Origin of the sequence: Nocardioides kongjuensis (assembly GCF_013409625.1) — a bacterium.
GTDB lineage: Bacteria > Actinomycetota > Actinomycetes > Propionibacteriales > Nocardioidaceae > Nocardioides > Nocardioides kongjuensis.
This window is the reverse complement of the sequence record NZ_JACCBF010000001.1, coordinates 4,094,195-4,106,336: the sequence shown is the minus strand read 5'-3', so window position 1 is coordinate 4,106,336 and position 12,142 is coordinate 4,094,195. Positions and strand designations below refer to the sequence as shown.

At 73.7% G+C, this 12,142-nt stretch carries 10 protein-coding genes; 2 read left to right on the top strand and 8 right to left on the bottom strand.

Features of this window, described 5'->3' with window-relative positions; all coding sequences use genetic code 11:
* Positions 1 to 4 precede the first annotated feature (4 nt).
* Complete coding sequence (locus BJ958_RS19770; RefSeq protein WP_179728583.1) at positions 5 to 658, top strand: GNAT family N-acetyltransferase; 654 nt, start codon at positions 5 to 7, stop codon at positions 656 to 658.
* Here the strand turns inward: BJ958_RS19770 and BJ958_RS19765 are convergent.
* The 8 genes from BJ958_RS19765 to BJ958_RS19730 all read right to left on the bottom strand — a co-directional run bounded on the left by BJ958_RS19765 (position 645) and on the right by BJ958_RS19730 (position 10,617).
* Positions 645 to 1,391 carry a hypothetical protein gene (locus BJ958_RS19765; RefSeq protein ID WP_179728582.1) on the bottom strand — a complete coding sequence of 249 codons (747 nt, stop codon included), beginning with the start codon at positions 1,389 to 1,391 and terminating at the stop codon, positions 645 to 647. The genes BJ958_RS19770 and BJ958_RS19765 overlap by 14 nt on opposite strands.
* Before the next feature lie 123 nt (positions 1,392 to 1,514).
* Entirely contained in the window at positions 1,515 to 1,844 is a 330-nt protein-coding gene (gene trxA / locus BJ958_RS19760) for a thioredoxin (RefSeq protein ID WP_273519786.1), read from the bottom strand.
* Positions 1,845 to 1,896: 52 nt separating this feature from the next.
* On the bottom strand, positions 1,897 to 2,880 hold the full coding sequence (trxB, locus tag BJ958_RS19755) for a thioredoxin-disulfide reductase (protein WP_179728581.1): 984 nt from the start codon (positions 2,878 to 2,880) through the stop codon (positions 1,897 to 1,899).
* Between the two features lie 113 nt (positions 2,881 to 2,993).
* On the bottom strand, positions 2,994 to 3,779 hold the full coding sequence (locus BJ958_RS19750) for a hypothetical protein (protein ID WP_179728580.1): 786 nt from the start codon (positions 3,777 to 3,779) through the stop codon (positions 2,994 to 2,996).
* A 52-nt stretch (positions 3,780 to 3,831) separates the two neighbouring features.
* Positions 3,832 to 4,530 (bottom strand): RNA polymerase sigma factor SigM, encoded by a 699-nt coding sequence (sigM, locus tag BJ958_RS19745; RefSeq protein ID WP_179728579.1) that lies wholly within the window; start codon positions 4,528 to 4,530, stop codon positions 3,832 to 3,834.
* Positions 4,520 to 6,430, bottom strand: coding sequence for a protein kinase family protein (locus BJ958_RS19740; protein ID WP_179728578.1), 1,911 nt, complete (start codon positions 6,428 to 6,430; stop codon positions 4,520 to 4,522). The genes sigM and BJ958_RS19740 overlap by 11 nt, the downstream gene beginning before the upstream one ends.
* A gap of 228 nt (positions 6,431 to 6,658) precedes the next feature.
* Positions 6,659 to 8,356 (bottom strand): murein biosynthesis integral membrane protein MurJ, encoded by a 1,698-nt coding sequence (gene murJ, locus BJ958_RS19735; protein ID WP_343052746.1) that lies wholly within the window; start codon positions 8,354 to 8,356, stop codon positions 6,659 to 6,661.
* Positions 8,353 to 10,617, bottom strand: a complete 2,265-nt coding sequence (locus BJ958_RS19730; protein ID WP_179728577.1) for a DUF6049 family protein — start codon at positions 10,615 to 10,617, stop codon at positions 8,353 to 8,355. Before BJ958_RS19730 ends, murJ begins: the two co-directional genes overlap by 4 nt.
* Positions 10,618 to 10,698: 81 nt before the next feature.
* Between BJ958_RS19730 and BJ958_RS19725 the strand changes: the two genes are divergently transcribed.
* A complete protein-coding gene (locus BJ958_RS19725) occupies positions 10,699 to 12,138 on the top strand; it encodes a CCA tRNA nucleotidyltransferase (protein ID WP_179730285.1) in 1,440 nt (479 codons plus the stop codon).
* Positions 12,139 to 12,142: the final 4 nt, after the last annotated feature.

Below are 12,142 nucleotides of genomic sequence, written 5' to 3'. Positions count from 1 at the left end.
TGACGTGGCCCGGACCACGGTCCCCCTCACGCTCGACCTGCTCGACGCCCTGTTCCGCGACGCGGACGCGCCGTGCCGCACCTGCCTGTTCTGGGAGCGCGAGCCGGTGCACCGCCAGCGCCTGGATGCCGAGGAGCGTGCGGCCGAGAAGGAGGCCTGGGTCTCCGAGCTGCTGCGCGAGTGGGGCTCCTGCGGCCGGGTCGCGCTCGTCGACGGCCGGCCGGTGGGCTACGTCGTCTACGCGCCGGCCTCCTACGTGCCGGGTGCGGCCGCCTTTCCCACGGCCCCCGTGTCCGCGGACGCGGTCCTGCTCACCACCGCGTGGGTGCGCCCCGACCACACGCGCGGCGGGATCGGGCGGCTGCTCGTCCAGGGCATGGCCCGCGACCTGGTCGGGCGCGACGGGATCCGGGCGGTGGAGGCCTTCGCCCGCACCGGACGCCGAGTGCCGAGCCGGGTCCCCGAGTGCGTCGTGCCGGCGGACTTCCTGGCCCGGGTCGGGTTCAAGACCCAGCGCGCACACCCGGTCACGCCGCGGATGCGGATGGAGATGCGCTCGCTGGTCACCTGGCGCGGCGAGGTCGAGGCGGCCTGGGAGCGGCTGGTGGGCGTCGTACGACGGCCCAAGCACGCCCCGACGCCGATCAGTCGGCGCTGACCGGCTCCAGCGCGGACACCTTCGCGCGCCAGGTCCCGTCGACGAGCCTCATCGCGACCCGGAGCCGCTGGTCCTCGGTGACGGCCAGCACGCTCGCGGTCGTGGTGTCGTACGTCGCGACGCCGGCGGCGAGCACCTCCCCCGCCACCTCCTGCGCGGCTGCCTGCGTGGCCGCGGCGAGCAGGTCGCCGCGGGTCGGGTCCGGCTCGTCGAGGTGCTCGGCCGGAGCGGTGAGGGGCGCCAGGTCGTCGACGCGCCAGCTGCCGCGGTCACGGCGCAGGTGCACCAGGACGTTCTCCGGCTCGGCGTCGGTGCGGTCGAGGAGGACCAGCACGTCGGCCTGCTCCCGGTCGATCCCGACCAGGCCGGTGCCGACGACGGTGGCGTGCGCGGCCGGGTCGGCGTCGCTGCCGACGGTGCGCCGGTAGATGCGCGCGTAGCGCGGGGTCATCAGCGCGTTCGGGTCGGCGACCTGCTCGACGACCTGCTCCGTCGCGGTCGCGGCGGCGCTCAGCACCGCGGCGCGCTCGGCGTCCTCGATCGGGACGGGGCCGGCGGCCGGCGCCGTGCTGGCGCGGGGCGGTGCGGTGACCTCCGGCGGGGGTACGTCCCGTCCGGTGAGCAGCAGCCCGAGGACCACGGCGACGGCGACGACGAACAGGACGGCGAGCATCCGGGCGAGCACCTGCCCGAGGTCCGGTGGGCGCCGTCGTACGGCCGAGTGGTTCCCCATGGGTCCTCCGGTCTTCGGTCGGGAGCGTGGACATTCTGGGGGCTGCCGCCAGGCAGGGTGGGGGAAATGCGAAAGCCCCCGGCCAGATGACCGGGGGCTGTCGGGGCTGACGCCGCTGCGACGTCAGTTGATGAAGTCGGCGAGCTCGTTGAGGATCGCGGCCTTCGGGCGGGCACCGACGATGGTCTTCACGACCTCGCCGCCCTGGTAGACGTTGATCGTCGGGATGCCGGTGACGCGGTACGACGCCGGGGTGACGGGGTTCTCGTCGACGTTCATCTTGAAGAACGTGATCTTGTCGCCGTGGGCGCCGGCGATCTCGTCGAGGATCGGGGCGACCTGGCGGCACGGACCGCACCACTCGGCCCAGAAGTCCACGAGGACGGGCTTGTCGGACTTGAGGACCTGAGCGTCGAACTCGGCGTCGGTCACGGCGGAGATGTTGTCGGCCACGGTGGGCACCCCTTCGGATCTGTGGTTGAACGTGAAGTCTGTGTAGTGGAACCTACGCGTTGGCCGGGGCATTCCCGGCGGTCGCGGCGGCGTGGTCGAGCTCGGCGATGTAGCGCTCCGCGTCGAGGGCGGCCGAGCAGCCGGTGCCCGCGGCGGTGATGGCCTGGCGGTAGGTGTGGTCGACCAGGTCGCCGGCGGCGAAGACGCCGCGGATGTTGGTGGCGGTCGAGCCCGGCTGGACCAGCACGTAGCCGTTGTCGTCGAGGTCGACCTGGCCGACCAGCAGCTCGGAGCGCGGCTCGTGGCCGATCGCGATGAACAGGCCGGTCGCGGGCAGCACGGAGGTCTCGCCGGTCACGGTGTCCTTGAGGGTGAGCGACTCGAGGGAGTCCTCGCCGTTGATGGACTCGACGACGGAGTTCCACACGATCTCGAGCTTCGGGTCGGCGAAGGCGCGCTCCTGCATGATCTTCGAGGCGCGCAGCTCGTCGCGCCGCACGATCAGGGAGACCTTGGAGCCGAAGCGGGTGAGGAAGGTTGCCTCCTCGACGGCCGAGTCGCCGCCGCCGACGACCGCGATGTGCTGCTCGCGGAAGAAGAAGCCGTCGCAGGTCGCGCAGTAGGAGACGCCGCGGCCCGACAGCTTCTCCTCGTTGGGGAGGTCGAGCTTGCGGTAGCCGGAGCCGGTGGACAGGATCACCGCGCGGGCGGTGTAGGTGTCGGTGGCGGTCTTGACGACCTTGACGTCACCGGTCAGGTCGACCTCGACGACGTCGTCGGCGACCAGCTCGGCGCCGAAGCGCTCGGCCTGGGCGCGCATCTCGTCCATCAGGGCGGGGCCCTGGATGCCGTCGCGGAAGCCGGGGAAGTTCTCGACCTCGGTGGTGTTCATCAGCGCACCGCCGGCGGTGACCGAGCCCTCGAAGACCAGCGGGTTCAGCTGGGCCCGCGCGGCGTAGATCGCGGCGGTGTAGCCGGACGGCCCCGAGCCGATGACGATGACGTTGCGGGGCTCGGAGGTGGCGGACTCGGACATGGGACTCCCAACAGGATCTGGCCGGCGGGCCGATGATCGGGTACGACGGACACTTCGACAACGAGATCGTAGGCCGCCGGATTCCCGGACGCCCGTCCCGGTCCAGCAGGGGGTCAGCCGGTGGCGGCGAGCGACGTGGAGTGCAGCACGTCGCCGGTGCCGCAGGCGAGCACCTCGGCGACCTGGGTCGACCCGACGGGCGATCGGAAGGCGACGACGGCCGGCTTGCCGTCGTACTCGACGCCGACGAGGTGCCCGGCACCGAAGTCGGCCGGGTCGCACATGAAGTCGGCCGGCGCGGTGAGGGTGGTGCCGGAGTAGTCGGCGCTGCTCGGGCGCGGCAGCTCGACGTGCTGGAGGGCGACCAGGTCCTCGCGCAGGTGGGCGATGCGGACCTCGCGCAGCGGCTGGTCCGTCGGCACCCGCTGGGCCTCGACGAAGGGTCGCCCCTGGTCGACCGCACTGGGCACCTCGGCCGCCTCAGGGGCGTCCTTGAGGGCACTGGTGCCGGCGCTGTCGCTCGGGGCGCCGCGGGCGGAGTCGTCCTTGGCCGCCTCGCTGGCAGCGGTCAGGTCGTCCTGACCCTGCTGGTCGGACACGATCCCGACGCCGAGCGCCACGACGGCCACGGCGGCCGCGGCGCCGAGCAGCATCCGGACCCGGCTCCGCCGGCGGCGGGCTGCCTCGTCGAGGGGTACGACGACCGCCTCGGGGTGCGACTCGTGCACGCCACCGAGCGGCCGGGTGCCCGAGCCGCGCTCGGCCGCGAGGCCGGCGATCACGCCGTCGATGCGGGCGGCGACCTCCGCGGGCATCGGCACCGGACCGCCCGCGTCCGCGAGGGCGCGCCGGACGGCGTCCTCCTCGGCGGGGGTCAGTGGCTCGTGGGCGTCGTTCATGTGGGGGTTCCTGGCACGGGGGGTGGGGGTCCCTGGTGGGGACGTGGGGTGATCAGTCGACGGCGGTCCCGGCGGGCGGTCCGCGAGGCGTCACCGATCCGACGTCCGGGCCCCCGATCGGGTTCCCGGCGACGTGCGGTGGGGGGACCTCGTCGTCGTCGACGGGTTCGAGGAGATCGGCCAGCAGCACGGCCAGCCGGGCGCGGCCGCGGGAGCAGCGGCTCTTGACGGTGCCCTCGGCGCAGTCGAGGATCCGGGCCACCTCGGCAACGGGGTAGCCCTCCATGTCGACGAGCACGATCGCGGCCCGCTGCTCCTCCGGCAGGGTCCGCAGCGCAGCCAGCACCCGCGCGCGCCGCTCGACCACGATGCCGTGCTCGGCCGGGTCGGTCGCGGTGCCGGCGGTCTCGCGGTGCCGGTGGCCGGACCCGAGGTCGTCGAGGTCGTCGGGGAGCGGCTCGGCCCGGCGTACCTTGTCGGCGCGCAGGCGGTCCAGGCAGGCGTTGACGACGACCCGGTGCAGCCAGGTCGTCACGGCGGCGTCGCCCCGGAACGTGGCGGCGCGGCGGAACGCCGAGACCAGGCCGTCCTGCAGGGCGTCGGCGGCCGTCTCGGGGTTCCCGCAGGTGCGCAGCGCGACCGCCCACAGCCGGTCGCGGTGCCGGGCGACCAGGGTGCCGAAGGCCGTCGCGTCGCCCGCGACGTGGGCAGCGAGCAGCTCGTGATCGCTCAGCGCGTCGTCACTCACCACGGACCACCACCTCGGAGACCTCGGCCCGGAAGCCACCGGAGACCTCCGGCAGGGCCGTCCACCACAGGACAAGGTAGCGAGCCCTCACCGGGGCCGCAGGAGCCAGGGTGAGCCGGCCGCCGCCGTCGGCCGTGGCGACAGGGGTGCCGGTGGGGGACTCGGCTGGGCCGGTGGTGCCGTCGACGGCGTACAGGCCGACCTTGTCGGGGGTCATCACGCCCTCGTCGACCATGCGGACGTCGACCGAGCTCACCGAGCGGGTCCGCCCCAGGTCGAGGACCAGCCCGACGCCGGTCTTCAGGCCGGTCGGGCCGAGCTGGTCGAAGTAGGTGTCGGTGCGCCAGCTGGTCCGCGGGTCGCCGTCGACCACGTCGCCGGACAGGGCGCCGTTCTCGTCGCCGTCGGTGCCGAGCGGGTCGAACGCGCCGGCCTTCACCCCGCCGATGACCGCGGCCTGGCCGGCCGTCGTCCCGGCGGTCGTCGGCGCCTGCTTCGGCTCGCCGCCGAGGACGGTGCGACCGCGGCCGAGGTTGAACGCGATCGCCACCGCCACCAGCAGCAGCACCGCCAGGGCGACCGCCATGGCCAGTCGCAGCCAGCTGCGTCCGGGCACGGTGTCCAGGCTGTCGGTCGAGTCGTGGTCGTCGTGGCCGGTGTCGGTGTCCCACGGCCAGAAGCCGGTGGGGGTGACCCCGGGGGGCGGTGCGCCGGGCTCGGGCTCGGAGGGCACCGGGGGCAGCCGGCGTCGTACGCCGCCCGGCGGGTCGGGGGCGAACAGCGGTCGCTCCGGCAGGTCCTCGAACGGCGGGGGCGGGGGCGGTGGCGTGCTGCGGGTGCGCAGCCAGGTGACGTCCTCGTCGTCGCCGAACACCGGCATCCCGGCCTCGGTCGGCAGCTCGGTCACCAGCGGGATCGGCGGCTCGTCGCCCGGCTCGTCGTCCAGCTCGTCGTCCGGCTCGTCGTCCGGCTCGTCCCGGGGCTCCGGGGCCGGCGGTACGACGGGGATGTCGTCGCGCGAAGCGTCGTGCGGCAGCGGGTCGGCGAGCGCGGGCAGCCACACGGGGCGCAGCTCGTTGATCGGCGGGATCGCGCGGGCCAGCCGGGCCGGTGCGCCGGCCGGGTCGCCGACGAAGGCGAGCAGCTCGGCGGCGATGCCGGCGGCGGAGGAGACGTCGGGGTGTTCGGCGCTGCGGCGGCGCCAGCGCGGCTGGGCGCCCCGCTGGTCGAGCTCGCGCCACAGCACGTCGAGCGGCTGCGGCACGCCCGCCACGACCTGGCGCGGGCTCAGCGTGGTGTCGTTCTCGCGCGGCGCGGCCGGGACGATCGAGCCGGACGGACCCGGCCAGGTGCCGGTCAGCGCGCAGTGCAGGAGCCCGCCGAGGTCCTCGAGGTCGCCCTGGACGTCACCGGGCGAGAGGCCGTGCAGGGCGGCGTCGACGCACATGCCGATGATGCGCACCGCGCCGTACCGGTCGATGAGGACGTTCTCGGGGTTGAGCCGGCCGTGCGTGACCCCGGCGGCGTGCGCGCGGGCGAGGGCGTCGGCGACGTCGGCGACCAGCCAGGCGGCGTTGCGCGGGGTCAGCGGGCCGTCGTGGGTGACCAGGATGTCGAGCGAGATGCCGGTGCCCCACTCGTTGACCACGAAGCAGCGCCCGTCCTCCTCCTCGGCGTCGAGGACCCGCAGGATCCGTGGGTCGAGCACCCGCGCCGAGGTCCGGGCCGCCTCGACCAGCTCATCGGCGCGCGGGTCGTCCTGGGCGATGACGTGCAGCGCCACGAACCGCTCGAGGATCCGGTCGTGGGCACGCCAGAAGCGTCCCCCGCCGCTCTCGCTGAGCAGGTCGATCAACTGGTAGCGGCCGGCGAGGACATCGCCCGACCGCGTCGACGTCGCCACCTCGATCCCCCTGCCGATCCACCCTCGAGTCCCTCCGGTCACCTTAGAGGTTCGACGGGTGAGTCGCGTCGTCGCGAGCGTCGCGAAACGCGTGCGATGGCAAGGCGGCGGAGCGAAGTCGTGCTTGTCCGCCCATCGAGCGACGCCAACGCAGCCAGCGTGCGCGTTTCGCGGCGCGCAGCAGACGCGAGGCACCCGTCGAACCTCTGGGTCCGGGCGAGGCCGGATCTATCGCCGGCTCAACCGCCTGGCGACGGTGTCGGCGACGGACGTCACGTCGTCGAGCCCCAACGGGCGCGCGACACCGAGCAGCGCGGCCCCGGCCCCGGCGCTCACGACGGCGACCTCGAGCGCCGCCCACAGCCAGTGCGGGTGCGCGCCGACCAGCTCGACCACGGTGTCGGTCACCACGATGTCGAGGAACCGGGCGACCACGAAGACGACCGCGCTGGCCGCGAGCAGCCGCACCAGGAACCCGCGCCGGTGCCACACGGCGCCCTTGGGCATGCCCCCGCGCCGCAGCGTGCGCAGCAGCACGAGGGACGACAGGCTCGCGCCGACGGTGTACGCGCCGCCGTACGCCAGCACCAGCATCGGCGAGGTGTCCCACGGGTCGACCCGGCTGACGAACAGCACGGCGAGCCCGATGTTGGTGCCCGCGATCGCGCACTGCACGAAGAACACCAGCTTGTTGAGCTCGAGCGCGTAGAACCCGCGCAGCACCAGGTAGTGGACGGTGAACGCGACGACCGCGAAGCCGAAGAGCACCATCGACGACTCGAACCGGTGGACGTACGGCGCCGTCGCGCCGTGCCCCCACACGACCTGGGCCAGCGGGAGCGCGATCGAGGGCAGCAGCGCCGCGAACGGTACGACGACCGACAGTGCCGTGCGCAACGTCGAGCCGAGCGTGCCGGCGAGCCGGCCCATGTCGTCGGCGGCCGCCGCGGCCGAGAGCCGCGGCAGGATCGCGGTCGCCAGGGACACGGTGATGATCGAGTGCGGGACCATCGTCACCAGCATCACGTTCGAGTAGATCGTGATGCCGGTGCCGTCCTCGGCGGCGGCGGTCCCGCCCGACGCGAGGCGCACGACCACGACGTACGCGACCTGGTTGACGACGACGAAGAGCACCGTCCAGATCGCGAGGTGCAAGGTGTGGCCGAGCCCGACGCCGCGCCAGTCGAAGCGGGGGCGCACCCGCACCCCGGCCGCACGCAGGTAGGGCACCAGGATCAGCAGCTGCGCGGCGATCCCGACGGTCGAGCCGATGCCGAGCAGGGCCTCCTGGCCGGACGTGAACGCGCCGCGCTGCTCGGCCGGCGTCGCCGGCCCGAACGCGAGCAGGTAGGCGACCAGCACTGCCACCGAGATGACGTTGTTGGCGATCGGCGCCCACATCATCGGGCCGAACCGGCCGCGGGCGTTGAGCACCTGCCCGACCAGCACGAACATGCCGTAGAAGAAGACCTGCGGCAGGCAGTAGCGCGCGAAGTCGATCGCCGACTGGCGCTGCTCGGCCAGCTCGGGTGTGTTGTAGCTCGGCACGAGGACCTGCATCACCAACGGCGCCGCCACGACGAGCAGCACGGTCACCAGGCCCAGGAAGCAGGCGGCCAGGGTCATCACCCGGTTGACGTACGCCGCGCCGCCGTCCGCGTCGTTCTTCATCGACCGCACCAGCTGCGGCACCAGCACCGCGTTGAACACGCCGCCCGCGAGCAGGATGTAGAGCATGTTCGGCACCGTGTTGGCCACGGTGAAGATGTCGGCGTGCAGCGAGATGCCGAGCGCCGCGGCGAGCAGGGTGGAGCGGATGAAGCCGCTGAACCGGGACACGACCGTGCCGGCCGCCATCACCGCCGTGTTGGCGAGGATCTTGCGCTGCTCCCCGCCGGTCCCGGTCGTGCTGTCGGACCCGCTCACGCAGTGACCCCGTCGGTCGGCCCGTCGGTCGGCTCGTCGGTCGGCTCGTCGGTGCCGCCCTGACCGCGGGAGCGGAACCGGCGGACCAGGCGGATGCCGATGGCGACGAACAGGATGCCGGCGCCGGTGCCGATGATCGCCCAGATCACCACACCGACCTGACCCGACCGGATCGGCAGCTCGTCCTCGGCACCGATCGGCGTACCGTCGCCGTCGGTCAGGCGCAGCCGCACGTTGTGGACGCCGGTGCCGTGCATGTCGGCACTGATCGGGACCGACGAGCGGCTGTTGGCGGCCAGCACGATCGGGTTGGCGGCCTTGATGGTGGCCTCGGAGTCCGTGGCGGCCTCGATCCGCACGGTCACCGCGTGGTCGAGGGTGTTGGCGATCGCGACGTTGAAGCTGCCGGAGCTGCTCGACAAGGTGACGCCCTGGGGTGCGTCGAGGGTCACCATCTCGAGCTGGTCGCTCACCCAGTCGCGCGAACGGCCCAGCCTGGGGGCGGCGTCGGAGTCGCCGCGCATGGCGTACGACGTACCGGCCAGCGCCTCGCCCACGATCGTGTCGCCGATCGCATAGCCGTCGCCGAGGATGCTCTGCAGCGAGCGGCCCGCGCGGATGAGGGCGCCGGCCTCGCTGAACACGCTGCCGTCGACCTGCGCGGAGACCTGGCCCTCGGGGTAGGTGAGGTCGTCGGGGTCGATCTGCTCGCGGGTCGCCGGGGCGTCGCTGTCGGCGATCGTCGGCAGCGAGACCAGCGACACGAGCGCGGGGTCCAGCTGCGACCAGAACTCCGAGGCGTCGGCCGCGTCGATGGTGGACGGGAGGACGTCGACGATCGGGGCCGGCGACTCCTCGCCGGCGGCGAGGATCCGGACCGTCGCCTCGCTCAGCAGCCGCTGGCGCAGCGCGACGGGCGCCAGGGCGGCATCGGGTCCGGGCCCGCCCTTGGCCGTGGACGTGGCGGTGGGGACGATCGTGCGGCTGCCGACCCGGCCGCCGGCCGGCGGTCCCTCGGGGTAGTCCTCGGCGCCGAACACCTGCTCGCCCAGCAGCACGGTCGCGTCGTCGTCGACCTCCTCGATCGCGGCGCCGTCGAGGTAGCCGTTGCGGGACGCGACGACGGGGGTGCCCTCGACGCCCCACGCGGCGAGCGTGGGCGAGGGGTGCTTGCGGGCGGTGTCGTAGAGGCTCGGCAGCGAGCGGGCCGCGGCGGCGAGGTCGGGGTCGCCGTACGGCAGCAGGGTCACGGTGTCGTCGGGCAGCACGGTGCCGGCCTTGTCGAGCCAGGTCTGCGCGGCCCGGACGAGGGTGCTGTCGGGCTGGAGCGTCGCGCCGCTGACCTCGGCCCCGTCGTCGCCACCCTCGCCGGCGTCACCGCTCCCCGACTCGCTGGGCGACGGGCTCCCGCTCTCGGACGGCTGGTCGTCGGGTGCGATCGGGGCGATCTCGCGGATCGGGTTGCCGGCGGCGAGCTGGCTCACCGCGTCGGGCAGGGCGGGGTCCACGAGCCAGGTCACCGGCCGGGTGTTGCTCGCCGCCCCGAAGGCCAGCGGCCCGCCGAGCGTGCCGTCGGGCGCGAGCGCCTCGTCCCACCAGCTGGTGCGGCCGAGCTCGCCGTCGGCCGAGTGCGCGACGCGACCGCGCAGGGGCACCACGACGGCGGTCTGCACCGGGCCGCCGGCGTCGGGGGCGAGGTAGGGCAGGAAGGTGCGAGCGCGGCCGTCGGCGACGTCGTCGCGGCCGTCGGTGTTCTCGCCGAGCGCGTGCACGCCGAACCAGTACACGCCGCTGGTGGGGTTCGGGAACTGGCTGCGCAGCACCCGCTGCGGGATCCGGATCGTGTAGTCGGCGGACTCACCGGGCCCGAGCGACCCGGCCTCCGCGCGCACCGCGAGGTCCTGCGTGTAGCGCTCGCCGACCTGGGCCTCGGGGTCGGTGGCGACCGCCGCGGTCAGCTCCGCCTCGGTCGTCATCGCCGGCGCGCTCGACCCGAACATCGGGTAGAGGTTGACCCGCTGCCAGGTCTCGAGGTCGACGTTGGTCACCGTGCCGCTGATCACCAGCGGACCCTTGGTCGGCAGCACCCCCGGTGAGAGCGCGTCGATGCTGACCTCGAGCGGCGGGTCGTACTCCGCGTGCCTGGGCGCCTTCTCGGGAGCAGGGTCCCCTCCGGCGTGCGCGGGCGCGACGGGCGCGGCCACCGCGAGGACCAGAGCGGTCGCCAAGCCTGCGAGCAGGCGAGAACGACGGCGGACCACGGACCGAGGGTAGTAGGGCGCTGGGCGAGGTCTCTCCTAGACTCTCCGCCCGTGACCGACGTGCCTGACTCCCCCGCCCCGATGAGGCTGGTCGACGTCCAGGCCGCGGTCGCCGCCGAGCTGGACCGCATCGCCCCGGTGATCGACGAGCTCGGTGCGCTGTTCGCCGCCGCGGGCCACGAGCTGGCGCTCGTCGGCGGCCCGGTGCGCGACGCGATGCTCGGGCGTCGTTCCAACGACCTCGACTTCACCACCTCGGCCCGCCCCGAGCAGACCGACAGGATCCTCAAGTCCTGGGGCGACGCCTGGTGGGACATGGGCCGCGACTTCGGCACCATCGGCTGCCGCAAGGGCGAGTGGGTCGTCGAGGTGACGACGTACCGCTCCGAGGCCTACGACCCCGACTCCCGCAAGCCCGAGGTGCAGTACGGCGACAGCCTCGCCGGTGACCTGGGTCGTCGCGACTTCACCGTCAACGCGATGGCGGTGCGGCTGCCGAGCCGCGAGCTGGAGGACCCCTACGGCGGCGTGGTGGACCTCGCGCACCGCGTGATCCGCACGCCCGGCACCCCCGAGCAGTCGTTCTCCGACGACCCGCTGCGGATGATGCGGGCCGCCCGGTTCGCCGCCCAGCTCGGCTTCTCGGTCGACCCGGCGGTCGTGCAGGCGATGACCGAGATGGCCGACCGGATCCAGATCATCTCCGCCGAGCGGGTCCGCGACGAGCTGGTGAAGCTCGTCTGCGCCCCCCACCCGCGGCTGGGCCTGGAGCTGCTCGTCGAGACCGGCCTGGCTGACCGCGTGCTGCCGGAGCTGCCGGCGCTCAAGCTGGAGCGCGACGAGCACCACCGCCACAAGGACGTCTACGAGCACACCCTCACCGTGCTCGAGCAGGCGATCGACCTCGAGCCGCGCCTCGCCACCCGCGGCGACATCCCCGCGCCCGACTTCGTCTCCCGGTTCGCCGCCCTCATGCACGACGTCGGCAAGCCCAGGACCAGGCGCTTCCAGGACGACGGCGTGGTCACCTTCCACCACCACGACGTCGTCGGCGCCAAGCTGACCCGCAAGCGGATGAAGGCGCTCAAGTTCAGCAACGAGCAGATCGACGCCGTCGGCGACCTCGTCGAGCTGCACCTGCGCTTCCACGGCTACGGCTCCGGTGAGTGGACCGACTCCGCCGTGCGCCGCTACGTCCGCGACGCCGGGCCCCAGCTCGAGCGGCTGCACGTGCTCACGCGCGCCGACTGCACGACCCGCAACAAGAAGAAGGCCGACCGGCTGCGTCGTACCTATGACGACCTGGAGGCCCGGATCGACCGGCTCTCCGCCGAGGAGGAGCTGGCCTCGATCCGCCCCGACCTCGACGGCAACCAGATCATGACCCTGCTCGGCATCGGTCCCGGTCGCGAGGTCGGCGAGGCGTACAAGTTCCTGCTCGAGCTGCGCCTCGACAACGGCCCGATGTCCGAGGAGGACGCGGCCGCGGCGCTGCGGGAGTGGTGGGCCGCCCGGGGCTGACCGG